The organism is Geodermatophilus sabuli, from assembly GCF_010686765.1.
Classification (GTDB): Bacteria; Actinomycetota; Actinomycetes; order Mycobacteriales; family Geodermatophilaceae; genus Geodermatophilus; species Geodermatophilus sabuli_A.
On sequence record NZ_JAAGWF010000019.1, the window covers coordinates 78,974 to 103,503 of the forward strand.

The 24,530-nt window shown below is 76.3% G+C and carries 26 protein-coding genes; 7 read left to right on the forward strand and 19 right to left on the reverse strand.

Annotation, left to right across the window (positions count from 1 at the left end; translation table 11 throughout):
* Window positions 1-68: 68 nt before the first annotated feature.
* The 6 genes from GCU56_RS17240 to GCU56_RS17265 all read right to left on the reverse strand — a co-directional run bounded on the left by GCU56_RS17240 (window position 69) and on the right by GCU56_RS17265 (window position 5,228).
* Window positions 69-473: a hypothetical protein gene (locus GCU56_RS17240; RefSeq protein ID WP_163482970.1), complete on the reverse strand. Its 405-nt coding sequence runs from the start codon at window positions 471-473 to the stop codon at window positions 69-71.
* Between the two features lie 69 nt (window positions 474-542).
* Window positions 543-875, reverse strand: coding sequence for a hypothetical protein (locus GCU56_RS17245; RefSeq protein WP_163482971.1), 333 nt, complete (start codon window positions 873-875; stop codon window positions 543-545).
* A 42-nt stretch (window positions 876-917) separates the two neighbouring features.
* Entirely contained in the window at window positions 918-2,447 is a 1,530-nt protein-coding gene (locus GCU56_RS17250) for a glycosyltransferase (protein WP_163482972.1), read from the reverse strand.
* A gap of 127 nt (window positions 2,448-2,574) precedes the next feature.
* Window positions 2,575-3,270 (reverse strand): mycofactocin biosynthesis peptidyl-dipeptidase MftE, encoded by a 696-nt coding sequence (gene mftE / locus GCU56_RS17255; RefSeq protein ID WP_163482973.1) that lies wholly within the window; start codon window positions 3,268-3,270, stop codon window positions 2,575-2,577.
* 58 nt (window positions 3,271-3,328) lie between these two features.
* Window positions 3,329-4,234: an ABC transporter permease gene (locus GCU56_RS17260; protein WP_163482974.1), complete on the reverse strand. Its 906-nt coding sequence runs from the start codon at window positions 4,232-4,234 to the stop codon at window positions 3,329-3,331.
* Between the two features lies 1 nt (window position 4,235).
* Window positions 4,236-5,228 (reverse strand): ATP-binding cassette domain-containing protein, encoded by a 993-nt coding sequence (locus GCU56_RS17265; protein ID WP_204332289.1) that lies wholly within the window; start codon window positions 5,226-5,228, stop codon window positions 4,236-4,238.
* Window positions 5,229-5,266: 38 nt separating this feature from the next.
* On the opposite strand from GCU56_RS17265, the gene GCU56_RS17270 reads away from it, so the two are divergent.
* Window positions 5,267-5,947 (forward strand): TetR/AcrR family transcriptional regulator C-terminal domain-containing protein, encoded by a 681-nt coding sequence (locus GCU56_RS17270; RefSeq protein WP_204332290.1) that lies wholly within the window; start codon window positions 5,267-5,269, stop codon window positions 5,945-5,947.
* Between the two features lie 18 nt (window positions 5,948-5,965).
* Here the strand turns inward: GCU56_RS17270 and GCU56_RS17275 are convergent, their stop codons facing one another.
* The gene (locus GCU56_RS17275; protein WP_163482976.1) at window positions 5,966-7,900 is read right to left on the reverse strand and encodes a mycofactocin system FadH/OYE family oxidoreductase 2; all 1,935 of its coding nucleotides are present in this window, start codon (window positions 7,898-7,900) and stop codon (window positions 5,966-5,968) included.
* Window positions 7,901-7,971: 71 nt separating this feature from the next.
* Here GCU56_RS17275 and GCU56_RS17280 point away from each other — a divergent pair, with 71 nt between their 5' ends.
* Both GCU56_RS17280 and GCU56_RS17285 read left to right on the forward strand, forming a co-directional pair.
* Window positions 7,972-8,349 (forward strand): YchJ family metal-binding protein, encoded by a 378-nt coding sequence (locus GCU56_RS17280; protein WP_163482977.1) that lies wholly within the window; start codon window positions 7,972-7,974, stop codon window positions 8,347-8,349.
* Between the two features lie 101 nt (window positions 8,350-8,450).
* On the forward strand, window positions 8,451-8,930 hold the full coding sequence (locus tag GCU56_RS17285) for a pyridoxamine 5'-phosphate oxidase family protein (protein ID WP_163482978.1): 480 nt from the start codon (window positions 8,451-8,453) through the stop codon (window positions 8,928-8,930).
* On the opposite strand, the gene GCU56_RS17290 is transcribed toward GCU56_RS17285, so the two are convergent.
* Genes GCU56_RS17290 through mftA form a run of 4 tightly spaced genes read right to left on the reverse strand, consistent with a single transcriptional unit; the run spans window position 8,927 to window position 12,589 of the window.
* Entirely contained in the window at window positions 8,927-10,873 is a 1,947-nt protein-coding gene (locus tag GCU56_RS17290) for a mycofactocin system FadH/OYE family oxidoreductase 1 (protein ID WP_345771911.1), read from the reverse strand. The genes GCU56_RS17285 and GCU56_RS17290 overlap by 4 nt on opposite strands.
* Complete coding sequence (gene mftC / locus GCU56_RS17295; RefSeq protein WP_163482979.1) at window positions 10,834-12,069, reverse strand: mycofactocin radical SAM maturase; 1,236 nt, start codon at window positions 12,067-12,069, stop codon at window positions 10,834-10,836. Before mftC ends, GCU56_RS17290 begins: the two co-directional genes overlap by 40 nt.
* On the reverse strand, window positions 12,066-12,443 hold the full coding sequence (gene mftB / locus GCU56_RS17300) for a mycofactocin biosynthesis chaperone MftB (protein WP_204332291.1): 378 nt from the start codon (window positions 12,441-12,443) through the stop codon (window positions 12,066-12,068). Before mftB ends, mftC begins: the two co-directional genes overlap by 4 nt.
* A 32-nt stretch (window positions 12,444-12,475) precedes the next feature.
* Complete coding sequence (gene mftA, locus GCU56_RS17305) at window positions 12,476-12,589, reverse strand: mycofactocin precursor MftA (protein ID WP_163482981.1); 114 nt, start codon at window positions 12,587-12,589, stop codon at window positions 12,476-12,478.
* A gap of 148 nt (window positions 12,590-12,737) precedes the next feature.
* On the opposite strand from mftA, the gene mftR reads away from it, so the two are divergent.
* Window positions 12,738-13,331: a mycofactocin system transcriptional regulator gene (gene mftR / locus GCU56_RS17310; RefSeq protein WP_345771900.1), complete on the forward strand. Its 594-nt coding sequence runs from the start codon at window positions 12,738-12,740 to the stop codon at window positions 13,329-13,331.
* Between the two features lie 31 nt (window positions 13,332-13,362).
* Here mftR and GCU56_RS17315 read toward each other — a convergent pair whose 3' ends face one another.
* On the reverse strand, window positions 13,363-14,715 hold the full coding sequence (locus GCU56_RS17315; protein ID WP_345771901.1) for a cysteine desulfurase-like protein: 1,353 nt from the start codon (window positions 14,713-14,715) through the stop codon (window positions 13,363-13,365).
* A gap of 130 nt (window positions 14,716-14,845) precedes the next feature.
* The gene (locus tag GCU56_RS17320; RefSeq protein ID WP_163482983.1) at window positions 14,846-16,282 is read right to left on the reverse strand and encodes a bifunctional 3-(3-hydroxy-phenyl)propionate/3-hydroxycinnamic acid hydroxylase; all 1,437 of its coding nucleotides are present in this window, start codon (window positions 16,280-16,282) and stop codon (window positions 14,846-14,848) included.
* Between the two features lie 153 nt (window positions 16,283-16,435).
* Between GCU56_RS17320 and GCU56_RS17325 the strand changes: the two genes are divergently transcribed.
* The 3 genes from GCU56_RS17325 (at window position 16,436) to GCU56_RS17335 (ending at window position 19,666) form a co-directional block, all read left to right on the forward strand.
* Window positions 16,436-17,563, forward strand: coding sequence for an NDMA-dependent alcohol dehydrogenase (locus GCU56_RS17325; protein ID WP_163482984.1), 1,128 nt, complete (start codon window positions 16,436-16,438; stop codon window positions 17,561-17,563).
* A gap of 136 nt (window positions 17,564-17,699) precedes the next feature.
* Entirely contained in the window at window positions 17,700-18,605 is a 906-nt protein-coding gene (locus tag GCU56_RS17330; RefSeq protein WP_345771902.1) for an AAA family ATPase, read from the forward strand.
* 143 nt (window positions 18,606-18,748) lie between these two features.
* Window positions 18,749-19,666, forward strand: coding sequence for a vWA domain-containing protein (locus tag GCU56_RS17335; protein WP_345771903.1), 918 nt, complete (start codon window positions 18,749-18,751; stop codon window positions 19,664-19,666).
* Here the strand turns inward: GCU56_RS17335 and GCU56_RS17340 are convergent.
* From GCU56_RS17340 to GCU56_RS17365, 6 genes are all read right to left on the reverse strand, one after another.
* On the reverse strand, window positions 19,620-20,180 hold the full coding sequence (locus tag GCU56_RS17340) for a molybdenum cofactor biosysynthesis protein (RefSeq protein ID WP_345771904.1): 561 nt from the start codon (window positions 20,178-20,180) through the stop codon (window positions 19,620-19,622). The two genes, GCU56_RS17335 and GCU56_RS17340, sit on opposite strands and share 47 nt — an antisense overlap.
* 73 nt (window positions 20,181-20,253) lie before the next feature.
* Window positions 20,254-20,916, reverse strand: coding sequence for a ClpP family protease (locus tag GCU56_RS17345; protein ID WP_163482985.1), 663 nt, complete (start codon window positions 20,914-20,916; stop codon window positions 20,254-20,256).
* Window positions 20,913-21,182: a helix-turn-helix domain-containing protein gene (locus GCU56_RS17350; RefSeq protein WP_163482986.1), complete on the reverse strand. Its 270-nt coding sequence runs from the start codon at window positions 21,180-21,182 to the stop codon at window positions 20,913-20,915. Before GCU56_RS17350 ends, GCU56_RS17345 begins: the two co-directional genes overlap by 4 nt.
* An 86-nt stretch (window positions 21,183-21,268) precedes the next feature.
* Entirely contained in the window at window positions 21,269-22,390 is a 1,122-nt protein-coding gene (locus GCU56_RS17355; RefSeq protein ID WP_163482987.1) for an XdhC family protein, read from the reverse strand.
* Window positions 22,391-22,458: 68 nt separating this feature from the next.
* A complete protein-coding gene (locus GCU56_RS17360) occupies window positions 22,459-23,586 on the reverse strand; it encodes a vWA domain-containing protein (RefSeq protein ID WP_345771905.1) in 1,128 nt (375 codons plus the stop codon).
* Window positions 23,576-24,493 (reverse strand): AAA family ATPase, encoded by a 918-nt coding sequence (locus tag GCU56_RS17365; protein ID WP_163482988.1) that lies wholly within the window; start codon window positions 24,491-24,493, stop codon window positions 23,576-23,578. Before GCU56_RS17365 ends, GCU56_RS17360 begins: the two co-directional genes overlap by 11 nt.
* Between the last annotated feature and the right edge of the window lie 37 nt (window positions 24,494-24,530).

Here is a 24,530-nt window from a genome sequence, read left to right on the forward strand (position 1 = left end):
GGCTCGGGCTCATCTCGCGCCCATCGTGGCTGCTCGCGAGCGTTTCCACCAGGCAGGCGCCGCCGGCGTCAGAGCCGCCGCGACCAGGTGGACAGCTGCCCGGCAGGCCGGAAGCCCAGCGCCTCGTTCACCGCCACCATCGGGCGGTCGGACTCGGAGTCGTAGGTGCTGACGCGGCGCACCGCCGGCAGGCTCGCGACGACCTCCCGCAGCACCGCGGCCTCGACCCGTGCGCCGAGACGGTGGCCCCGGTGCTCGCGCAGGACGAGGGTCCCGCCCTGCTGCGCCCGTTCCGGCTGCTCCAACGGCACCTGCAGGTCGGTGAACGCGACGAGCCGGCCGCCGAGGACGGCCCCGGCGGAGAGCACCGTCCGTCCGCGCGCGACGTGGGCGGCCTCGTACTCGCGGATCCGGTCGGCGTCCCAGTGCTCCTCCTCGACCGGCAGGTCCCCGTACGGGGCGTCGGTGGTCATGCGGCGCTCCAGCAGCGCACGGTCCTCGAGCAGCGGGTCCGGCGTCCAGTCGCGCCAGGTGACCGCCTCTTAACCCTGGCCGGCGGCTCGTGCCTGCTCCTCGAGCGCCGACAGCCGCGCCTCGTCGGGCGGCAGCGTCAGGTCGCGGCGGCTCTCCACCAGGTCGCAGGACCAGCCGTGGCGCAGCGCGAACCCGCGTCCGGCCGGCTCGTCCACCTCGCTGGTCGGCCGGGGCCGTCGGCCGCACCGAGCTGCCGGGGCGAGCAGCCGGCGCGCCAGGGCTCGGTGGTCGCTCGCCGGCCGCGGCGGGTCCTCCGGCCGGTCCGCGCGCTGCGTGGCGGCCCAGACCTCGCACCAGGCGGCGAACCGCTCGTCGTCCGGGCCGATCTCCAGCAGGTGCACCCGCCCGTTCCACCGATCGGCGCCACACCGGTCCCGGCCGGGTCAGGGGGTCCCGGGAGGCGGGCGCCGGCGGGCCGGCCCCATCGGTGGCGGGGCCGCGGGCAGCAGCGCGCGTGCGTCGCGGGCCCGCAGCGCGCCCCACCACAGCCCGGCGCCGTAGGCGAGGTCCTCCAGCCGGCGGGCGGCGGCGAACCGCGGCAGGCCGACCGAGCGGCGGTGCGGCCACCAGGCCAGGACGGCGTCGGCGGCGGCCACCGTGGCCAGCACGCGGCGGGCCCGCCGCGAGGCCAGCGCGGCGGCCAGCGCCAGGGGCCAGTGGTGCCGCGTGGCGCTGCGGGCGAGCGTGCGGCCGGCGGCGCCGCTCCCGCGCAGGACCAGGGCGGCGGCGAGCCCGACCGGCGGCCGCTCCCCGGGGCGGGCCAGCCGGCGGGCCAGCCTGGTGGCGGCGGCCGTCAGCACGCCGGCCGCCACGAGACCGCCCGCCCGGCGCCCGGTCAGCGCGAGCCCCCACGCCACCGCCGACCACGGGGACAGCACGACGGGCGCGACCGCCGCGCCGTGCCGGGCTGCCAGCAGGGCGGCGCCGGTGCCGTAGAACGCCCGCCGGCGCAGCCACTCGCCGGTGTCCGAGGGGTGGTCGTGGCCCACCGTGGCGGCCGGCTCGTAGCGCACCCGCCAGCCCGCCGCGGCCAGCCGCCAGACCAGGTCGACGTCCTCGGCGACCCGCATGGTCTCGTCGAAGCCGTCGCCCAGGGCCGACCGCCGGGCGAGGAGGGCGGCGCTGGGCACGTAGGAGACCGCCGTCCCGGCCTGGACCGGCGCCGGGTGGGGCCCCATGTCCAGGGCGCTGACCGCGGCCTCGTACCGCTCCACCCACCCACCGAGCGGCCTCCGTGCCCACGTGGGCCACCCCTGGAGGGGCCTTCGTGGCCACGAAGGCCCCTGCTCGAGGGCGGTGATGCGCGGGGCGACCAGCGCCAGGCGCGGGTCGGCCGCGTGGTGCACCAGCGCCGTGGCCCAGCCCGGGGTGGGCACGCAGTCGGAGTCGAGGAAGGCGACCAGGTCGGTGGTCGCCGTCCGCAGGCCCGCGTTGCGCGCCGCGGCCGGACCACGCGGGACGGCGTGCCGCAGCACCCGCGCGCCGTGCCGGGCGGCCGCCGCCGCGACCGCTCCGGCGTCGGCCGAACCGTCGTCGACGACCACGACCGCGGCGGTCGCGGTGCCGGGGTCGGCGCGGACGGCGGCGAGCAGCCGGTCGAGCTCCACGGCTCGGTCCTTGACCGGGACGACGACCGTGACCGGGGCCGCGGACCGACCGCCGGGGACGACGTCGGGGTGGGCCAGGCCCGTGTCGAGCAGCCGCGCGGCCAGGCCGGCGGAGGCGGCGTCCCGGACGACCAGCCGGTCGCCCTGGAGCAGGTCCCGGGCACGGGGCAGCAGCCGCACCAGCCGCAGCGGTGAGCCGCCGAGCAGCGCCGTCCCGCCGTCGCGGCGCCGCGTGCGGTGGTCCAGCCGGACGGAGAACCCGTCGGGCAGCCGGTCGGGCGGCGGCGCCGGGATCGACGGGGTCATGCCTCCGCGAGCACCCCGGCACCCGGCTCCCCGGCCAGCGGGACCAGCGGGACCGGGTGCGACCGGCCGACGTCGACGACCACCTGGTCCGGCCACCCCATGGCCACGACCCTAGGTCGCGCCCTGCTCAACCCCTCAGCCGCCCGGTCGGGTCGACGTCCCACCGCAGGACGGCGCCGGCCAGCCGCCCGGCCATGCCCTCCAGCAGCCGGGCCCCCTCCTCGGCGGTGGCGCCGGCCGGGTCGCCGAGGACGCCGGTCGGGCTGACCGCGCGCACCCCCTCGGCGCGCAGCCGGGGCAGCAGCTCCCCCACCGGCGTGGTCTCGCCCGCGACGGCACGACCGCTCCGCACGGACCCGGGTTCCACGTGCAACATCAACGACGTCTCGGTGCGCCCGGCGTGCGCGTCGGCGCCGGGGGTGGCGCAGGGGAACCAGGCGACGTCCCGGCCCTCGGCCCGCAGCCGGGGCGCCGCGTCGCGCAGGGCGTCGAGGTTCCCGCCGTGCCCGTTGACCAGCACCACCCGGCCGGCCCAGCGGCAGGCCGAGCGCCCGTACTCGACCAGCAGGCCGGTCAGCGCCTCGGTGCCGATCGAGATCGTGCCGGGGAAGTCCTCGTGCTCACCGCTGGCGCCGTAGGCGAGGGCCGGGGCCAGCAGGGCGCCGTCCAGACCGCCGGCGGCGGCGCCGGCGACGGTGCACGCGACGGTGGTGTCCGTCGTCAGCGGCAGGTGGTGCCCGTGCTGCTCGACCGCCCCGAGCGGCACCAGCAGCAGGGGCCGCTCGGGGAGGTCGGGCCAGGTCGCACCGCCCAGCGAGGTCACCGCGGGAGCGTAGGCACCCGCCCCCCGCGGGCTCGCGGCGGGACCCTGCCGGCGGGCGTCACTCGGTCGTGCGGAAGACCCGCGCCGCGAGGGTGACCAGGCCGAGGGTGATGACGGCGACGGTGAGCAGCTGGACGCCGACCGGCACGTGCCAGCCGAACCAGGTGAGCACGGGCACCAGGCGCGCCTCCTCGGCCTCGGTCAGCGAGAGGTGCTCGAGCACGAGGTACCGCATCGGCTGCACCACGTAGGTGAGGGGGTTCAGCCGGGTGAGCACGGCCAGCCAGTCCGGGAGCCCGGAGAGCGGGAACAGCGCCCCGGACAGGAACATCATGGGCATGATCAGCAGCTGGCTCACCGGCATCGCGGCCTGGATGGTCTTGATCCGGGTGGAGAGCAGCACGCCGATGCCGGTCAGCAGCAGCGCGCCGAGGAACAGGCAGCCGATGAGCTCCAGCAGCAGGAGCGGCGAGTAGGGGATGCCGACGGTGCCGGCCAGGGCGAGCAGGACCAGGCTCTGCCCGGTGGCGACGACGGCACCGCCCAGGCACTTGCCCCAGATGATCGAGCCCCGGGAGATGGGCGCCACCATCATCTCGCGCAGGAACCCGAACTCCCGGTCCCAGACCAGGGAGATGCCGGCGAACGCCGCGGTGAACAGCACCGAGGTGGCCAGGACACCGGGGAACAGGAAGGTCTGGAAGCTCGTCCCGCCCCCGGTGTCGACGATGCTGCCCAGGCCGGTGCCCATCACGAAGACGAACAGCAGCGGCTGCAGCAGCATGGTCACCATGCGGGCCTTGTCCTGCCGGAAGCGCAGCAGTTCGCGGCGCATGACCACCCAGGTGGCGCGCAGCTCGTGGCGGAGGTCGCTGCGGACCTCGGGGTCCAGCCCGGCGGAGGCGGCACCGGGAGCGGCGTCGGAGCGGGTCGTGACGTCGCGCGCGTCGACGGAGTCGGCCATGTCATCGCCTCCCGGCGAAGGGGGACGAGGGTGCCTGGGGCCCCTCGGAGTCGCGGATGGTGCGGCCGGTGTAGGTCAGGAAGACGTCGTCCAGGCTGGGCCGGGTCACGGTCACCGACCGGATGCCGACGCCGAGCTCGGTGAACAGCCGGGGGACGACCTGCGCGCCGTCGGCCACGGCGAGGGTCACCTGGCCCTCGTGCATGCCGGCCTCGATGCCCAGCCGCTCGCGGACCCGGGTGATGGCCAGCTCGTCGTCGTCGGTGCGCAGCGCGATGCGGTCGGTGCCGACTCTGGACTTGAGCGCCTCCGGCGTGTCCTCGACGACGATCTCACCGTGGTCCATGATCGCGATCCGGTCGCAGTGCTCGGCCTCGTCCATGTAGTGCGTGGTGACGAAGACGGTGATGCTGGTGTTCTCGCGCAGCCACTGCAGGTGGTCCCAGATCGCCGCCCGGGTCTGCGGGTCCAGCCCGATGGTCGGCTCGTCGAGGAAGAGCACCTGCGGGGCGTGCACCAGGCCGCGGGCGATCTCCAGCCGGCGCCGCATGCCGCCCGAGAAGCGCTGCACCTGGTCGCCCCGCCGGTCGGCCAGCGCCACCATCTCCAGCACCTCGCCGATGCGCCGGTCGGCGTCGGCCCGCGAGAGCCCGTAGAGCTCGGCGTGGAAGCGCAGGTTCTGTTCGGCGGTGAGTTGCAGGTCCAGCGTCTGCTGCTGGAAGACCAGCCCGATCCGGCGGCGCACCTGGTCCCGCTGGCGGACGACGTCGTAGCCGGCCACCCGGGCGGTGCCGGCGGTGGGGTTGCGGATCGTGCACAGCATCTCGATGGTGGTGGACTTCCCGGCGCCGTTGGGACCCAGGAAGCCGTAGGTCTGCCCGGCCTCGACCCGCAGGTCGATGCCGCGCACGGCGTCGACCGGGGTGCCACCGGACGGGTAGCGCTTGGTGAGCCCGACGACCTCGATCGCCGCCTCCCCCACAGTGTCAGACACGGCGGGCAGAGTTCTCTAACACCGTTAGAGTGTCAAGCGTGAATGCCGGACCCGAGGCGAACCGCGCCCCGGTCACGCAGGAGGCGGTCGTCGACGCCGCCCTGGCCCTGCTGGCCGAGGGCGGCCTCGACGCGGTCTCCTTCCGGCGGATCGCCAAGGAGGTCGGGGTCTCCGGGCCCACGCTCTACTGGCACGTCGACAACAAGCGCCAGCTCATGGACCTCATGGCCGAGGAGCTGTTCCGGCGGGCCGGCGTGCCCCGCACCGAGCCGGGCCCGGACGAGCCGTGGTGGGAGTGGCTGCGCGAGGACGCCCGGCGGATGTTCTCCGCCCTGGTCGCCACCCGCGACGCTCCCCAGGTGCTCGCCGGCAACCGGCCGGGGCGGGACAGCCTGGCGCGGATCGACCGGTCCCTGGCCGTCCTGGTCGACGCGGGCCTGTCCCCCGGTCAGGCCCAGCACGCCCTGTTCGCCATCGGCGCCTACGTGATCGGCAGCGCCACCGAGTGGCAGGCGGAGGCCGAGCGCAGCCGCTCGACGCCGGCCCCGGCCGCGGACGACGTCGCTGCCGACGAGCGCCGGGCCGAGGTGCTGGCCGGCCGGCCGGTCCTGCTCGCCGCCATCACCGAGGTGCTCGGGGAGCCGCACGAGACGACCTTCGAGTTCGGGCTGGACCTGCTCGTGCAGGGCCTGCGCGCCCGGTTCGCGCCGCAGGCCTGACGGGAGCGGGCCCCGACGTCAGAGGGCCAGGCCGAGCCGGTCGCCGTCCAGGGTCGCCGCCGACGCCCGGCGGGGGGCGAGGCAGTCCCCGACGCGGTGCACCGCGAGACCGGCGTCCCGCAGCTCGCCGGACAGGGCGTCGTCCGGCGCGGCGGGCAGCGCGACGACCACCCAGTCGGCCTCCCGCGTCTCCTCGGCGCCGGTGGGGTGGTGCAGCAGCCGCACGACCCGGCCCGAGATCCCCTGCACCAGCCGGTCCGGGCTCTCCCGGATGCCGAGCGCGGCGGCCCGGCGGCGCCAGGCCGGCCGGTCGAGGGTGAGGCCGAGGTCCTGGCCGACGACCATCGCGGCGGTGACGAGCTCCACCGCGCAGCCGCGGCCGGCGAGCAGCTCGGCGACCGACGGCGCCGCCGCCGAGCCGAGGTCGTCCACGACGAGGACGGCGCCCCGCGGGTCGGCACGACCGGCGAGCACGTCCCGGACGTCGACGACGCGGTCCGCCGTCCCGGCCCACGCGGGCCGCACCGGCCGGGCGCCGGTGGCCAGGACGACGACGTCCGGCCGGTGCGCCCGGACGGTCGCAGCGGTGGCGTGGACGCCGGTGCGGACCGTGACGCCGGCCCGGGCGCACTCGGCCGCGAGGTCGTCGACCAGCGGGCGCAACCCGTCCCGGCCGGGGGCGGCCGCGGCGAGCCGGATGGAGCCTCCGGTCTGCGCGGACGCCTCGAGCAGGGTGACCTCGTGCCCGCGCTGGGCCGCGGTCGCCGCCGTCCGCATCCCGGCGGGTCCACCCCCCACGACCAGCACCCGGCGCCGGCGGGACGGTGCGGGCAGCAGGGTCTCCCGGCCGGCGCGCGGGTTGGTCACGCAGCCCAGCGGCCGGTTCAGGCCCACTCGGCCGACGCACTCCTGGTTGCAGCCCAGGCAGGTGCGGATGTCGGCGGCCCGCCCGGTGCGCGCCTTGACCGCGAACCGGGGATCGGCGATCTGCCCGCGGACCACACCGACGAGGTCGCAGTCGCCGTCGGCGAGCGACCGCTCGGCCTGGGCCGGGGACAGGAACCGGCCGACGCCGATCACCGGGACGTCGACCGCGGCGCGGATCGCGGCCGACACGTACCGGGCGTAGCCGGGCGGCGTGGTCATCGGCGGGATGACCCGCTCGAGGGTCGCCGTCGCCACGCCCACCGTGGTGCTCACGTAGTCGACGAGGCCGCCCCTGGCCAGCAGGCGGGCGGTCGCCACCGCCTCGTCGAGCGTCGTCCCGCCGTCCACCCCCTCGTCCCCGGCCAGGCGGACACCGAGCGCCCGGCCGGGTCCCAGCGCCTCCCGGACGGCGGTGAGCACCTCGACGAGGAAACGGGCGCGATGCTCCGGCCGCCCGCCGTAGCCGTCGGTGCGGCGGTTGGTGGCGCGGGAGAGGAACTGCCGCACCAGCGAGGACTGGGAGCCCTGCACCTCCACGCCGTCGAAGCCGCCCGCGACGCACCGCGCGGCGACGTCGGCGTAGCCGGCGACCAGTCGGGCGATGCCGGCGGCGTCCAGCTCGCGGGGCACCTCCCGGAACAGCGGGTCGGGGACGGGGGACGGCGCGTCGACCGGGGTCCGGGTGTGCGTGCCGTCGGACTGGCCACCGTTGTGGTTGACCTGGGCGAGGACCACCGCGCCGGCGGCGTGCACGGCGTCGGTGATCGCCCGGTACCCGGGGACGACGGCCGGGTCGAAACCCCGGATCAGCTTCTCGTAGGGCCGGTCGCCGGGGTCGATCGAGGACTCCTCGACGACGACCAGGCCGGCGCCCCCGGCCGCCCGCGCGGCGTAGTAGGCGGCGTGCCGGGCGGTGGGCAGGCCGTCCTCGGCGTAGTTGGTGAGGTGCGCGGCGAACACCACCCGGTTGGGCAGCAGCACCGGGCCGAGCCGCAGCGGCGCGAACAGCCGGTCGTACCGGTCCACCGTGCCCTCCCTCGATGTCGTCCGTGCACCGCGCGCCCGGTGGACAGTAGGCGGCCCGCACACTGGAGGCCGTGCCTCCTCGACGCTGCCCGTGCGGCACCGGCCTGCCCTACGCCCAGTGCTGCGGCCGGCTGCACGACGGCAGCGCGGCCGCGGCGACGGCCGAACAGCTGATGCGCTCGCGGTACAGCGCCTTCGCCGTCGGTGACCCCGGGTACCTGCTGGCCACCTGGCACCCCTCGACCCGGCCGCCGTCGCTGGAGCTCGACGCCGCCGTCCGCTGGACCGGGCTGGACGTCCTCGCCACGTCCGGCGGCGGGCTGCTCGAGCGAGAGGGGACGGTGGAGTTCCGGGCCTCGTACGTCCACGACGGGGTGCCCGGTGACCAGCACGAGGTCAGCCGGTTCCTGCGCGTCGGCCGGGCCTGGCACTACCTCGACGCCGCCTGACCCGGCGCGCGGCGACATCCCCGTCCCCGGGTGTCGGCGGCCGGAGGACTGGGCACCGCCGGTACGACATCCGGTTGCGCACGACCAGACGAGAGGACGCCATGAGCACCGAGGACAGCCGCAAGGTCGCCGAGCTGATCAAGGGGGAGCGCTTCGGGTTCCTCACCACGACCACCCCGCTGGGCACGCTCACCAGCCGCCCCATGACGCTGCAGGAGGTGGAGTTCGACGGCGACCTGTGGTTCTTCGCCGAGCGCGACGCCGAGTGGGTGCGCCACATCCAGGTCTCCCCGCAGGTCAACGTGGGCATCGGATCGGGCGGCACCTGGGTGTCGCTGACCGGTCGGGCGCGGGTGGTCGAGGACGTCGCGAAGAAGAAGGAGCTGTGGAACAGCGGCGCCGAGGCGTGGCTGCCGCAGGGTCCGGAGGACCCGTCGGTCATCCTGGTCGAGGTCGACGGCGACACCGCGGAGTACTGGGACAGCCCCGGCGGCCGGCTGGCGACGGCGTTCAGCTTCGTCAAGGCCAAGGCCACGGGGCAGCGGATCGACGCCGGCGAGAACGAGGTCGTCGACCTCTAGGCCCGCCCGTCCCCGGCCTGGCCCCTGCGCCGGCCGGCCAGCACGGCATGCGCCGCGCGCCGGCCCTCGAGCACCGCCTCGAGCACGGTGCGCGGCGCGACGACGTCGCCGGCCGGCAGCGCGCCGGGCGGGACGTCGCCGGGCAGGCCGGGCCCGGCGTCGACCAGCACGGCGCAGGGGACCCGGACCTCCGCGCCGGTCCAGCGATCGGCCAGCACCGCGCCACCGCCGTCGACCGACCGCAGGACCCGCCCGGGCTCGCGCCGCACCCCGGCGCGCAGCAGCCGGGTGTTGGCCGGGGCGAGGTCACCGGCCAGCCGGACGCCGACGACCTCGTCGGGCGTCACGACGGTGACCGGCCGGCCGGACGCCGCCAGCAGCTCGGCCACGCCCACCCCCACCGGACCGCCCGCCGGGTCGTGCACGACCACCGGCCCCGGAGACAGCTCGGCGCCGGCCAGGACGTCGGCGGCCGACACCACGCAGGCGCCCGCCAGCGGTCGCGGGCGCCCGCCGGTGGCGACGACGTCGGCGTCGCGCGCGCCGTCGGCGCCGAACCGCACGCGCACGCCCAGCCGGGCGCACTCCCCCGCCAGCCACGCGGCGAGGTCGGTGAACCGTGCCCGACCCGGCAGCGCGGCGACCAGGTGCAGGGCGCCCCCGAGCCGGTCGGAGCGCTCCACCAGCGAGACCTCGACCCCCGCCGCGGCCAGCACGCGGGCGGCCTCCAGCCCGGCCGGCCCGCCCCCGGCGACGACGACCCCCCACCCGAGCCCGGAGTGGCCTCCGTGGCCACGAAGGCCGTTCCGGGGGTCGGGGTCCTCGGTCTCGTGCCCGCTGCCCGGGTCCGCGACGCAGCTGACCAGCGGGTTGCGCACGTCGCGCACCTGGCAGGCCTGGTTGCACAGCGTGCACGGGCGCACCGGGAGGCCGCTCCGGGCCTTCGTCACCAGATCGGCGTCGGCGATCTGCGCGCGGGTCATCTCGACGGCGTCGGCCACCCCGTCGTCGAGCGCCCGCTGCGCGTCGGGGACGTCGACCACCGAGCCCTGCAGCGCCACCGGCGTCCCGCCGGCCGCCGCGCGCACCGCCCGGGTGAGCCCGGTGTTGAAGCCCGGCGGGGTGTGCCCGTCGGGCCGGTAGGACGACGTCGCGAGCCCGCTGCCGCGGACGACGACCAGCAGGTCGACCAGGGGCGCCAGCTCCGCGGCGACCGCCACCGCGGCGGACGGTGTGATCCCCGCCCAGGGCGCCTCCTCGTCGCAGGACAGCCGCAGGGCCAGCACCCGCCCGGCACCCAGTTCCGCCCGGATGGCGGCCAGCACCCGGCGGAGCAGGAGCAGCCGGTCGGTGCCGTACGCGTCGGTGCGGGTGTTGGTCAGCCCGGAGGCGAACTGGCGGAGCAGCGAGCGGGCGCCGGCGTCGACCTCCACGCCGTCCACGCCGGCGGTCACCGCGGTCGTGGCGGCGGCCCGGAACCCGTCGACGAGCGCGTCGACCTCCGGCTGCCCCATCTCGGCCGGGACCTCGCGGGTGGCCACGTCCGGCACCGGGGAGGGCGCCCACAGCGCGGCCTGCGTGTACGCGGAGCTGCCCTGGCCGCCGGTGTGACCGAGGCCGGCCAGGACCAGCGCCCCGTGCGGGCGGCAGGCGGCGACGACGGCGGCCCAGCCGGGACCGCAGTCGGCGGCCAGCGGCGCCCGCTCGTAGGGCCAGTCCGAGGGGTGCACCGACGCCGTCTCGGTGACGACGATCCCGCACCCCCCGGCGGCCCGGCGGGCGTAGTAGGCCACGTGCCGCTCGGACAGGGCCCGGCGCCGGCCGAGGTTGGTCTCGTGCGGGCCGAACAGCACCCGGGAGGGCGCCGTCCGGCCCGCGAGGACCAGCGGGTCGAGGAGGCCCGTCAGCTCAGCTGCAGCCCGGCGAGCGGCGACTCGTCGCAGATCTTGGCCGGGGGGATGGTGGGGATCCCGAGCAGCGTCGGCTGCCCGCGCACCGGGCCCTTGTGCGAGTGGTCGATGTGGCTCTTCGGCGTGATCAGCTCGAGGTCGCGGGCGGCCAGCGCCGTCTCGCCGTAGCCCTGCACGCACTCGGGGTCGGGACCGTCGAGCGGGAGGCCGGTGAAGAACTTGGCCGCCATGCAACCGCCCCGGCAGGCGTCGAAGTGCGCGCACTTGGTGCACGCACCGCCGGTCTGCGGGTTGCGCAGGTCGGCGAACAGCTCGCTCTGCTGCCACACCCGCTGGAAGCCACCCTCGTCGCGGACGTTCCCGGCGAGGAAGTTCTCGTGGATGGCGAACGGGCAGGCGTAGACGTCACCGACCGGGTCGATCAGGCAGACCACCCGACCGGCGCCGCACAGGTTCAGCCCCGGCAGGGCCTCGCCGAACGCGGACAGGTGGAAGAACGAGTCACCGGTGAGCACGTTGTCGCCGTTGGCCAGCAGCCAGGAGTACAGGTCCTTCTGCTGCTGCTGGGTCGGGTGCAGCTGGTCCCAGACGTCCGCCCCGCGACCGGACGGCCGCAGTCGGGTGATCCGCAGCTGGGCGCCGTAGGAGTCGGTGAGCGCCTTGAACTCGTCGAGCTGGCCGGCGTTCTCCCGGGTGACGACGACGGAGACCTTGAAGTCCTTCATCCCGGCCTCGGCCAGGTTCTCCAGGGCCGTGATCGCGGTGGCGTACGAGCCGATGCCGCGGACCCGGTCGTTGACCTCCGCGGTCGCGCCGTCCAGGGAGATCTGCACGTCGACGTAGTCGGTGCGGGCCAGCTGCTGGGCCCGCTCGCGGTTGAGCTTCACGCCGTTGGTGGAGAACTTGACGCCGACGTCGTGGCCGATGGCGTAGTCGAGCAGGTGCCAGAAGTCCGGCCGCACGGTGGGCTCGCCGCCGCCGACGTTGACGTAGAAGACCTGCATCCGCTGCAGCTCGTCGATGACCGCCTCGGCCTCGGCGGTGGAGAGCTCCCGCGGGTCACGCCGTCCGGAGGAGGACAGGCAGTGCGCGCACGCCAGGTTGCAGGCGTAGGTGAGTTCCCACGTGAGGCAGATGGGGGCGTCGAGGCCGTACTCGAACTGGTCGATGAGCCGGCCGCCGGTCGGGCGTTCCGGAGCGGGGCTGCGGGAGGGGAGGACGGCGGTCATGGGGTCTCCGGCTGGTCGGCCTGCCTGCCGGGGCCCTCCGCGGGCTCGCGGGGGGTGGGCGGCAGGGAGGTCCTTGCTTCGATCATGGCGGAGCGGGCGAGGTCGGCCAGCGCCTTGACGTAGGCGGGCCGCTGGGCCTCGGGGACCCCGCAGGCGGTGAGGGTGGCCAGGGCACTGGGGTGCTCGGCCAGCGCCTCGACGACGGCGACCAGCGTCTTCGACTTCAGGAACGACAGCTTGCGGTTCCCGAAGTGGTAGACGAGCGCGCCGAACGGCTCGGGCCGCAGCGCCACCGACCGTGACCGGCGCCAGGGCAGCGACGGGTCGAAGGCGGGCGGAGCGCCCGACGGCGGTGCGGCGCCGGTGTCACCCATGGGCGTCACCGGCGCCGCGGCGGGGGCGTCGATCAGTACACCCCGCACATGCCGTCGATGGAGACCTCCTCGACGAGCGACTCCTCGACCAGGGTCTCCTCGGCGGCGGGCGCCTCGGCGACCTGCGTCTCTGTGGTGTCGGGCATGGGGCCTCCCTGTGATCGGGGTTACGGAGTGGGGAGGAGGTTAGTGACACCGAGTGCCACCGGCAAGACGGGGGGTCGGATGCGCTCCGACGGGTGGCCGTCCGCGCGGGCCCACCGGATCGGGGGGCCGGTGTCGCAAGATGTACCCGTGACCGAACTGCTGCCCGACGCGCGGGCCGACACCCGCGCGCGGATCGAGCAGGCCGCCCTCGAGCTGTTCGCCCGCAAGGGGTTCGAGCAGGTCACGACCGACGAGATCGCCGACGCCGCCGGGATCAGCCGGCGGACCTTCTTCCGCTACTTCGCCACCAAGGCCGACGCGGTGTGGGGCGACTTCAGCCTGCACGTCGAGCGGCTGGACCGGCTGCTGTCGGCCGCGCGGGCCGAGCAGCCGGTGCTCGCGTCGATCTGCGCGGCCTACGTCGAGGTCAACGACTACTCCGCCGGTGACCTCCCGATGCTGCGGCAGCGGATGGCGCTCATCCTGGGCGAGCCGGCGCTGCAGGCGCACTCGCAGGTGCGCTACGCCGACGTGGACCGGGTGGTCGCCGAGCACGTGGCGCGGCGGACCGGCGAGAGCCCCGGCGCGCTGCTGCCCCGGCTGGTGGCGACCAGCAGCCGGGCCGCGGCCACGACCGCCTTCGAGGTGTGGCTGGCCGACGGCACCACCACCCTGGCCGACGACCTGCACGCGGCGTTCGACCAGCTCGCCGCGGGGTTCCCCACCCTGCGCAGCGGGTGACCCCGGCACCACCGCCACCGACAGGCCACGGTCAGGCGCCGAGCCACGCCTCCAGACCGGCCAGCAGCCGGTCGACGTCGGAGTCGTCGCTGTAGGGCGCCAGCCCGACCCGCAGGCCGCCGGCGTCGCCCAGTCCGAGCCACCGGGACGCCTCGATGGCGTAGAACGAGCCGGCGGGGGCGTTGACCCCGCGGCCGGCGAGGAAGCGGTGGGCATCGGCGGCGTCCCGGCCGGCGAACGTCATCAGCAGCGTCGGCGTCCGCCGCCGGGCCCGCGACCACACGGTCACCCCGGGCAGCGCGCGGACGCCGTCCTCGATGCGGTCCCGCAGCCGGTCCTCGTGGGCCTCCAGCGCGGCCAGGCCCGCGACGAGGCGGGCGCGGCGGTCCCCCTCCGGGCCACCCAGCGCGGCGAGGAAGTCGACGGCCGCGGTGGTGCCCGCCAGCAGCTCGTAGGGCAGGGTGCCCAGCTCGAAGCGCTCGGGGACGGCGTCGGTGGAGGGCAGCAGCTTGTCCGGGTGCAGCGTCCCCAGCAGGTCCGGGGAGGCGATCAGGCAACCGCAGTGCGGGCCGAGGAACTTGTACGGCGAGCAGGCGAAGAAGTCCGCACCGAGCGCGGCGACCTCCACCGCGGCGTGCGCGGTGAGGTGGACGCCGTCGACGTGGGTCAGCGCCCCCGCCTCGTGGGCCAGCGCGGTGACCGCCGCGACGTCCGGACGGGTGCCGATGAGGTTCGACGCGCCGGTGACCGCGACCAGCCGGGTCCGCGGCGAGAGCACCTCCGCCACGGCCTCCGGGGGGAGTTCGCCGGTGGCGGGGTCGAAGGCCGCCCAGCGCACGGTGGCGCCCCGGGCCCGCGCGGCCTGCACCCACGGCCGGACGTTCGCGTCGTGGTCCAGCCGCGTCACCACGACCTCGTCGCCCGGTCCCCAGCCGGCCGAGAGCGCGCGGGACAGGTCGTAGGTCAGCGCGGTCATGCTCCGCCCGAAGACCACCCCGCCCGGATCACCGGCCACCAGGTCGGCGACCGCGCGGCGGGCACCCAGGACGAGGTCGTCGGTGTTGCGCTCGGCCTGCGTCACGTGGCCGCGGTTGGCCGTGGGCGCGGTCATGGCGGCGGCCACCGCGGCGGCGACCGGCTCGGGCACCTGGGAGCCGCCGGGACCGTCGAAGTGGGCGCTCCCGGCGCGCAGGGCGGGGAAGGCGGACCGGACGGCGTCGACGTCGTAGCTCATCGACGCCGAGCATGCCGGGTCAGCGAGCGGTCCCGCCTCCCGGGGGCGCCAGCGGCGCGCCCCCCGCTCGAGCCGGCGCGGGAGCGCCGGCAGCACGATCAGCACGGCCACGGAGAGCGCGGCGACCAGCCAGTACCCGGGGGGGAGCACCCACCAGGGGAGCGGGGCAACCCGGCGTTCAGCCCGCCGTGCCGGGGCGACGGGGGTGGCCCCCGGCCAGCCGGGTCACCCGTCAGGGACCGCCGCCGCTGCAGGGCACCGTCGACCGCCCCCGGACGCGTCAGGAGGCGGACCGGACGATCCGGTCCGGGCGGACGACGACCGCGCTCGCCCGGCCCCGTCGCAGCCAGCCGGTCAGCGCGCCGTCCACGTCCCACACCTCGATCTCCGCGCCGTCCTCCGGCCGCACCGCCAGCCGCCCGGGGGCGAGCAGCCGCAGCCGCGCCGTCCCCGGCCCGAGGACGTCGTCCACCACCATCGCCCGCCCCTCGACGACGACGGGGACCCGCGGCAGCAGCGTGCCGGCCAGTCGCCGTCCCGCCCGGCCGCGGCGCACCACCAGCGGTCCCCGCCGCAACGGCGGGGTCCGGCTGTCGACGGCGAAGGCGGCAAGGGCCGGCACCCGGCCGACGGCGGCGAGCACCCCGCGCCGCAGCACCGCGGCGCTCCGCCCGCCGCCGGTCATCAGCCGCCCGACCAGCAGCGCCAGCCGCACCATCGCCCGCGCGTGCGGCTCCCGTTCCGCGCGGTGGGTGTGCAGCAGCCGCTCGTGGGCGGCGCCGGAGAGCACCGCGGTCAGCTTCCACGCCAGCTGGTGGACGTCGCGGAGGCCCAGGCCGAGCCCCTGGCCGATGAACGGCGGGGTCAGGTGGGCCGCGTCGCCGGCGAGCAGCACCCGGCCCTCGTGCCAGCGGTCGGCGACCTGGGCCCGGTAGACGTACTCCGCCACCCGCACCACCTCGGCACCGGCCGCACCGTACGGGGCGAGCAGCGCGGGCAGCGGGGCCGTCGCGGCGGTCTCCCCGGGCAGGAGCCGGAACTCCCACCGGTACCGGTCCGCGGCCACGGGCATGAACGTCGCCGCCCGCCGCGGGTCGCAGACCTGGGAGACGCCGGGCCACGTGCCCAGCGCGGGTGCGCGGAGGTCGGCGACCAGCCAGCGGTCGGGGCGGCCCAGGTCGCGCATGCGGGCGCCGATCAACCGCCGGACGGTGCTGCCCGCGCCGTCGCACCCGAGCACCGCGGGGGTGCGCACCGTCGACCGCTTCCCCGAGGGCCGGTCGACGACGGTGAGCCCGACGGCGTCGTCCTGGGTGAGCCCGACGACCTCGGTGCCGGTCCGGAGCGTGATGAGCGGGTGGCGGCCGACAGCGTCGAGCAGCACCTGCTCGAGGTCGGGCTGGTGGAACATCGACCCCTGCGGCCAGCCGTGGGTCCCTCCGGCGGGGTCGCGGCGGAACTCGGCGAGGGTCCGCAGCCGGCCGTCGAGCAGCCGCAGCCCGCGCATCGGCCGGCTCACCGCGAGGAACTCCTCGGCGACCCCGGCATCGGCCAGCACCCGCAGCACCTCGTCGTCCAGGTGCACGGCGCGGGGGCCCGCGTAGGGCTCCGGTTGCCGCTCCAGGACCAGCACCTCGAGCCCGCGCCGGGCCAGCAGCAGCGCCGCGGTCAGCCCGACCGGCCCCGCGCCGACGACCACGACCGGACCGGCTGCCACACCGACCACTCTCCCAGCGGGTCGGAGGTCCGTGGCACGAACGTTGCAAGCGGCTTCCATGACTGTGACCGGCGCCATAACGTGCGGGGACGACCATGCGCTCGTGCATGTCCCGACGAGCCCTCGACGACGAGGGCGAGCAGGAGGTCCACCGTGCCCGTGAACACCCGCGGAGCGATTCTGCGTTCCGCCCCTGGGAAGTGGGAGGTCGTCGACCTCGTCGCCGACGACCCCCAGCCCGGCGAGCTCCAGGTCAAGCTGGCGGCCTCCGGGCTGTGCCACTCCGACGACCACGTGGCCACCGGTGACATGCCGGTCGGCAAGTACCCCTTCCTCGGGGGCCACGAGGGTGCCGGCGTCGTGACCGCGGTCGGCCCCGGCACGAAGGGCTTCTCGGAGGGCGACCACGTCGTCTTCTCCTTCCTGCCCGGCTGCGGCCGCTGTCGCTACTGCGCGAACGGCCAGCAGTACATCTGCGACTCGGGCGCCAACCTGCTCGTGGGCTCCCGCTGGGACGACGCGGAGAGCTTCCGCATCCAGACCTCCGACGGCGCGTCGGTCGGCCAGATGTGCGGCCTGGGCACCTTCGCCGAGGTGACGACGGTCGACGTCCGCTCGACGGTGAAGATCCCCGACGACATCCCGCTCGAGGTCGCCTGCCTCGTCGGCTGCGGCGTCGGGACCGGCTGGGGTACCGCCGTGCAGGCCGGTGAGGTGCGGGCCGGCGACACGGTGATCGTCATGGGCATCGGCGGCATCGGCATCAACGCCGTCCAGGGCGCCGCGCACGCGGGCGCCAGCCACGTCATCGCCGTCGACCCGGTCGCGTTCAAGCGCGAGAAGGCGCAGGAGTTCGGCGCCACGCACTCCTTCGCCAGCATCGAGGAGGCCGCCGAGTTCGGCCGCAGCGTCACCAACGGCCAGGGCGCGGACAAGGCGCTGGTCACCGTCGGGGTGCTGAAGGGCGAGCACGTGGCCCAGGCGTTCGAGGCGATCGGCAAGGGCGGCCGGGTCGTCATCACGGGGCTCGGCGACCTCACCGACGTGGGCATCCCGATCAACCCCAGCATGCTGGCGCTGTTCACCAAGGAGATCCGCGGCGCCCTGTTCGGCGACCAGAACCCCAGCTCGGACATGCTGAAGATGCTGCGGCTCTACCAGGAGGGGAAGCTCAAGCTCGACGAGCTGATCACCAACCGGTACGAGCTGGACGACATCAACCAGGGCTACGAGGACCTGCACGCCGGCAAGAACCTCCGCGGCGTCATCGTCTACGACTGATAGAGGACCCCGTCCTCCTCACCCCTCGCACGCTCGGGGTGAGCCTCTGGACGGGGCCACGGCCACGGGCGTCCGGGGCGTTCCCTTCGGGGGGCGCCCCGGTCGCGCGTCCCCACCACATCGAGGAGCACAACCCGTGAGCACCACCACCGCCCAGCGGCTCGACGTGACCGGCATGGTCCACGTGGCCCGCGCGCGGGTCGTCGCCCGCATCCGAGAGGCGGAGGTCGTCGCCGCGGCGCTGTCCGCCGGCCGCAACGTGCTGCTGGAGGGCCCACCCGGCACGGGGAAGACGACGCTGCTGCGCTCCCTGGCCGACGGCGCCGGCGTCCCGCTGGTCCTCGTCGAGGGCAACGCCGAGCTCACCCCCACCCGGCTGGTCGGCCACCACGACGCCTCGCGGGTGCTCACCGAGGACTACCGCCCGGAGAACTTCGTGCCCGGCCCGCTCACCCGGGCGATGACCGACGGCGCGATCCTCTACGTCGAGGAGTTCAACCGGGTGCCGGAGGAGACGATGAACGTCCTCCTCGGCGTCCTGTCCGAGCGCGAGATGCACGTCCCCCGCTTCGGCCGGGTGACCGCCCGGCCCACGTTCCGGCTGGTGGCGGCCATGAACCCGTTCGACGCGGTCGGGACCGCCCGGGTCACCCCGGCGCTCTACGACCGCTCCTGCCGGGTCGCCATGGGCTACCAGGACGAGCCGGCGGAGCTGGCCGTCGTCGCGGCGGCGACCGGCGGGCCCGAGGGACTGGTGGCGCAGGCGGTGCGCGCCGTGCGGATCACCCGCGACCACGCCGAGCTGCGGATCGGCTCCTCGGTGCGCGGTGCCATCGACAGCGTGCTGATCGCGCTGGAGCTGGCCACCGTGCGGGGGCAGGCGATCTCCCCCGCCCACCCCGTCGAGGACACCACCGGCCTGGACGCCGCCCTGGCCGCGCTGACCGGCAAGGTGACCCTCGCCGACGGCGCGGCCCGGCCGGTGGAGGACGTCGTCGGCGACATCTGGCGCCGGGCGGGTGAGGAGCTGGGAAAAGCCTGACGCCCGACGACCCGGGCGACCCCGCTGATCCCCCACCCCCCCCCCCGCCACCACCGCCACCCCCACCGGCCGGTGCCGGGGGCCTGCAGGACCCGCCCGGCCGCCGGCCGCCGCAGCCGGCGCCGGTCGAGGACGGCGACGACGTGGAGCAGGTGCTCAAGCAGCACGCCGCCCGCAAGGCCGGCCGGGACGAGCTCTCCCGGGCGCACCCGGACTTCCAGCAGGTCTCCCCACAGCTCGGGCAGCTCGACGAGGAGGCGATGACCGACCTGGCCGCCCGCGACCCGGAGGCCGCCGCCCGGCTGCTCACCGCCCTGGGGCGGGCCTTCGATCCGCAGCTGCGCGCCGCCGCCCGGGCCCTGGCCTGCCGGCTGCCGGTGGCCACCCCGCGCGCCGGCGTCCCTGACCGCCCCGGCACCCGGCGGGTGGTCACCCGGCGCGACGACACCGGCAGCGACCTCGACCTCGACGCCACGCTGGCGGCCCGCGGCGCCGAACCGCACTGGCGGGCCGAGCACCTGCACACGCGGGGATGGCGGTCGACCGGGCGGGCCTGCGTGCTGCTGGTCGACGCCTCCGGGTCGGTGGCCGGCGACGAGCTGGCGGTCGCCGTCCTGACCGCCTCGGCGCTGGCCCAGCGGATGCGGCCGGGCGACGAGTTCGCCGTCGTCGCGTTCTGGTCGCAGGCGGTGGTGCTGCGGGCACTCTCGGCCGACCCGCGGGCCGACGTCGTCATCGACCGGCTGTTCGACCTGCAGGGCGGTGGCACCACGGACCTGGACCTCGCGCTGCGCACCGCGGCCACCCAGCTGGGGCGCTCGCGCGCGGCTGCCCGCGACGTGCTGCTGCTGTCGGACGGCATGCCCACCGACAGCCCCGACCCCCTGCCCGCCGCCGCCGCGCTGGCGCGGGCCGGCGCGCACCTGCACGTGCTGTCGCTGTCGGCGGATCCGGAGTCGGTGGCCAACTGCGCCGCCCTGGCCGCCGCGGGTGACGGCCGGGTGGCGCCGCTGCTCAGGCCGACGCAGGCCCCGGGGGCCGTGCGCGCGCTGCTGGGCTGACGGCGTGACCGGCGCGGGTGGGGTCGAGGAGGACCGGTGAGGTGAGGACGGCGGGGCCGAGCCGCAGGACGCCGTCCGACAGGGCGGCGCACCGCACGCCGCCCCGGCCGCGCATCCCGCGGTGCGCGCCGGGCGCGAGGGCGACGTCCATCCACGCACAGGGGTTGGCCGGCCGGCCGCCTCCGAGCCGCACCACTCCCGCCCCGCAGTCCAGCGAGAACTCCAGCCCGCGCAGCGCCTCCACCTCCGCACCGCGGAGGACGACGGTGCGCCGGGCCAGGAGCGGGTCGAACGGCGGCGTCCCCAGCTCGGCGGCCAGGGCGTCGAGTGCCTCGGCGGCGAGCACGGTGAGCTGGGCGTCGCGGTGCGCCGGGCGCCCGGCGTACCGGTCGCCGGCCACACCGTGGCCGGCCCGCACCTCGATCCACTCCCGCCGGTCGCCGTCCTGGGCGGGTACGGGCCCGGTGGGGCGGCCGTCGTACCGGTGCACAGGGGAGGCGAGCAGCCCGACCACCTCGACCTCGTACCTGTGGAGGGCCCCGTCCTCCGCACCCCTCGCACGCTCGGGGTGGGACGCGGGCGGGCGCCTAGTCGTCGAGCAGCCCGTAGGCCCGGGCCTCCACCGTGTCGAGCAGCGTCCCGGCCCGCATGTCCGCGGCGACGTCGTCCGCCGACCGCCCGCAGGCCTCGGCCAGCCGCTCCTGCAGGCGGGCCAGGCCGCGGGCGTGCTCGGCGGCCCGGGCGTCGGGCTCCTGGCCGGGCAGGAGCCGTGGAGCCCGCGGCTCGCACAGCCGGAAGGTCGCGTGCGCCCCTGCCTGCCGCCGGTCGGCGACCGCCAGGACGGCGATCGCCGGGCCGGTGAGCGCGCCCAGCGACGTGGCGTGCACCGGTGCGCCGACCAGGTCGAGGGCGTCGACCAGGGTCAGGGCGCCGTCGAGGTCCGCACCCGCGCCCGAGAGGCGGAGCCGGACCGGTTCGTCCCCGGTGGCGTCCAGCAACGCCAGCTCGGCCACGGCCCGGTTCACCGCGTCGGCGTCCAGGTCGCCGGAGAGCGTGACGACCCGCTGGTCGAGCAGTCGCTCGGCGAGCCAGTCCCCACCCCCCACCACGAAGGACGCCGTCGCCGACGCGCTGCCGGGAGGGGCGGTCCGGGGCCCCGGCTGCCAGGGCGTGCGCGGCCACTCCGGCGTCCCCGGGGGGAACGGCGGATCGGGCACGGGCGGCGTGGGGGGCCAGGTGGCTCGGGTCATGACGGCTCCTCGGACGGTCGGACCTGCCAGTCGACGGTGCGGCCCAGGGCGGCCGCGTAGCGCTCCAGCGTGGACAGCCGGGCGTCGAGGTCGCCGCTCTCCAGCCGGGCGACGGCGGACTGCGACGTCCCCATCCGCGCGGCGACCTCCGTCTGGCTCAGGTCGCTCTGCCGGCGCACCTGCACCAGCTCCTCGATCAGTCCGCGGCGCTGGTCGGCCAGGGCCTCGAGACCCGGGAACCGGCTGCGGCGCGGCGACGGCGGCATACCGGAAACGATATCGCAGATCAGCGATACCGGGGAGCCGAGCGCCCCTCTGCGAGCCCGCCGCCCGTGCCGGGGCAGGGGTCCTCTCAGCGGTCGGCGGTCTTGTGGATCGGCCCCTCGATGCCGGTCAGCCGCTCCCCGGAGCCGCCCCAGCGCCCGGCGATGATCTCCGCGGCGATCGACACCGCCGTCTCCTCCGGGGTGCGGGCGCCGAGGTCCAGCCCGATCGGTGAGGACAGCCGGGCCAGCTCCTCCTTGGCCAGGCCCGCCTCCTCCAGCCGGGCCAGCCGCTCCTCGTGCGTGCGCCGGGAGCCCATCGCTCCGACGTAGGCCACCGGGATGCGCAGCGCGACCTCCAGCAGCGGGACGTCGAACTTGGGGTCGTGGGTGAGGACGCACAGCACGGTGCGCTCGTCGATCCGGCCCGCGTCCACCTCGGCCTGCAGGTACCGGTGCGGCCACTCGACGACGACCTCGTGGGCGTCGGGGAACCGTTTCGGGGTGGCGAAGACCGGGCGGGCGTCGCAGACGGTGACCCGGTAACCGAGGAACGCCCCCACGCGGGCGACGGCGGCGGCGAAGTCGATGGCGCCGAAGACGACCATCCGCGCCGCCGGGGCGAAGGAGTTCACGAACAGGGACAGGTCGTCGCCGCGCCGCTCACCGTCGTGCCCGACGTGCAGCATCCCGGTGCGGCCGGCCGCCAGCATGCCGCGCGCGTCGGCGGCGACGGCGTCGTCCAGCCGCTGCAGGCCCAGCGTGCCGGAGCTGCGGTCGGGCCAGATGACCAGGCGTCGGCCCACCCGGTCGTCCGGGCCGGCGACGCAGGTGACGACGGCGACCGGCTCGTGCGCCGCGACCGACTCGGCGATCTCGCCGAGCTCGGGGAACGACTCGCGGGAGACCCGCTCGACGAACACGTCCAGGATGCCGCCGCAGGTCAGCCCGACGGCGAACGCGTCGTCGTCGCTGACCCCGTACCGCTCCAGGGTCGGGACGCCGCTCTCGACGACGTCCTTGGCCTCCTCGTACACCGCGCCCTCGACGCATCCGCCGGAGACGCTGCCGACCGCGGTGCCGTCCGGGCCGACCAGCATGGACGCGCCGGCCGGGCGCGGCGCCGAGCGCCAGGTGGCGACCACCGTCCCCACGCCGACGGTCTCGCCCGCCTGCCACCAGCCGACCAGGTCCTCGAGCACGTCACGCATCGCCGCTCCTCCCCACACCGGAGTGGATCCGTCCGGGTGCTCCCGGCTGATCCACCCCGCTCAACACCTCACGCACCGGAGATCACTCCCGCGAGTTCCTCGAACGCGGCCATGCTGTGCCCGGCGACGAAGGCGTCGACCGACGGCAGCGCGGCCTGCATGCCGCCGGTGAGCGGCTCGTAGCCCTCGCGGCCCTTGTGCGGGTTGACCCACACCACCGCGTGCGCCAGCCGGTGCAGGCGGGCCATCTGCTCGGCGAGCACCTCGGTGCCACCGCGCTCCCAGCCGTCGCTGCAGACCACGACCACCGCACCGCGCGCCATGCCCCGCTGGCCCCAGCGGTCCAGGAAGGCCTTGAGCACCTCGCCCAGCCGGGTGCCGCCCGACCAATCCGGGATCGCCCCGCCGCTGGCGGCCAGCGCCTTGTCCGGGTCGCGCAGCCGCAACTCGCGGGTGACCCGGGTCAGCCGCGTGCCGACGGTGAACACCTCGGTGGCGTACGGGTGGGCGCGCACCGCGGCGTGCGCGAAGCGCAGCAGCGCGTCGGAGTAGGGGCTCATCGAGCCCGAGACGTCGACCAGCAGCACCACCCGGCGCGGGCGGGGCCGGGCCCGGCGGTGCAGCAGCCGGGTGACCTCCCCGCCGTCGTGCAGGGCGTTGCGCACGGTGCGGGAGGCGTGCACGGCACCGTGCGCACTGGGCCTCCGGCGCCGGGACGGGCGCATGGGCGCGGTGGGCACCAGCAGCGCGAACAGCCGGCGCAGGTGGTCGCGCTCGGCCAGGGACATCTCGGCGACGTCGCGGTGGCGGAGCACCTCGTCGGCGCTGGCGATCCCGGCGACGTCGGGCGGCTGGTCGGCGTCCTCGGTCGTGCCCGCGCCGGCCTCCAGCGCAGCCGAGGTGGCCAGCTGCCGGTCGGGCTGCGCGGCCGGGCGCGCCGCCCGGGGGGCCTCGCCGCCGAAGTACGCGGCGAAGGCGGCGTCGTAGCGCTCCAGGTCGTCCGGTCCGGCGCAGAGGGTGAGCCGGCCGGCCCAGTAGACGGCGGTGGCGTCGAGGACGTCGAGCGCCCCGACGGCGGCCAGCATCGCCTCGACCCGGTCGGGCGAGGCGGTCACCCCGGCGTGCCGCAGGGTGCGCGCGAAGCCCAGCACCGTGTCGACGACGTCGCGCCGCACGGTGCTGACGTCAGTTGCCACCGAAGAGCGCCCCACGGGCCAGCGCGTGCACGCGGTCGGTGTCCTCGCGGTACTTGAGGACCGCCCCGAGCGTCCGGGCCGCCACGTCGGGGTCGAGGTCGCGGGCGCCGAGGGTGTGCAGGGCGGTCGCCCAGTCCATCGCCTCGGCCACTCCGGGGGGCTTGAGCAGGTCGAGCGTGCGCAGCTTCGCCGTCGCCCGGGCCACCTCGCGCGCCAGCTGCTCGGTCACCTCGGGCAGCCGCCGGCGCAGGATGGCCACCTCGCGGTCGAAGTCCGGGTGCTCCAGCCAGTGGTACAGGCAGCGCCGCTTGAGGGCGTCGTGCACCTCGCGGGTGCGGTTGGAGGTGAGGATGACCAGCGGCGGCGTGACGGCGCGGATGGTGCCGAGCTCGGGGATCGAGATGGTGAAGTCGCTGAGCACCTCGAGCAGGAACGCCTCGAACTCGTCGTCGGCCCGGTCGACCTCGTCGACCAGCAGCACGCTCGGGGAGTCCTCGAGGGCCTGCAGGAGGGGGCGGGCCAGCAGGAACCGGCGGTCGTAGAGGGAGGCCTCGAGGGTCTCCGTGTCGGCGGTGGCGTGCGCGGCCTCGGCGGCCCGCAGGTGCAGCAGCTGACGGCCGAAGTCCCAGTCGTAGAGCGCCTGGCTGGCCTCCAGGCCCTCGTAGCACTGCAGCCGGTACAACGGCCGCCCGGTGACCTCGGCCAGCGCCTGCGCGAGCGCGGTCTTGCCGACGCCGGCCTCGCCTTCCAGGAACAGCGGGCGGTGCATCGCCAGGGCGAGGTAGGCGGCGGTGGCCAGGCCCTCGTCCGGGAGGTAGCCGGTCCCCTGCAGAGCGGCCGCCAGCTCGTCGGGGCCGGCGAACCCGCCGTCCGGGGTGGCAACCGCCTGCACCGTCGTCTCGCTCACGTCGCCGAGCATCCCACCAGCGCGCCGGCGCCCGCCG

Coding starts and splice junctions, on each gene's coding strand:
- GCU56_RS17285 (WP_163482978.1), top strand. CDS start 8,451: ATGAGCACCGAGGACAGCCGCAAGGTCGCCGAGCTGATCAAGGGGGAG.
- GCU56_RS17350 (WP_163482986.1), bottom strand. CDS start 21,182: ATGCCGCCGTCGCCGCGCCGCAGCCGGTTCCCGGGTCTCGAGGCCCTG.
- GCU56_RS17250 (WP_163482972.1), bottom strand. CDS start 2,447: ATGACCCCGTCGATCCCGGCGCCGCCGCCCGACCGGCTGCCCGACGGG.
- GCU56_RS17345 (WP_163482985.1), bottom strand. CDS start 20,916: ATGACCCGAGCCACCTGGCCCCCCACGCCGCCCGTGCCCGATCCGCCG.
- mftB (WP_204332291.1), bottom strand. CDS start 12,443: ATGGGTGACACCGGCGCCGCACCGCCGTCGGGCGCTCCGCCCGCCTTC.
- GCU56_RS17240 (WP_163482970.1), bottom strand. CDS start 473: ATGACCACCGACGCCCCGTACGGGGACCTGCCGGTCGAGGAGGAGCAC.
- GCU56_RS17355 (WP_163482987.1), bottom strand. CDS start 22,390: ATGCGTGACGTGCTCGAGGACCTGGTCGGCTGGTGGCAGGCGGGCGAG.
- mftC (WP_163482979.1), bottom strand. CDS start 12,069: ATGACCGCCGTCCTCCCCTCCCGCAGCCCCGCTCCGGAACGCCCGACC.
- mftA (WP_163482981.1), bottom strand. CDS start 12,589: ATGCCCGACACCACAGAGACGCAGGTCGCCGAGGCGCCCGCCGCCGAG.
- GCU56_RS17260 (WP_163482974.1), bottom strand. CDS start 4,234: ATGGCCGACTCCGTCGACGCGCGCGACGTCACGACCCGCTCCGACGCC.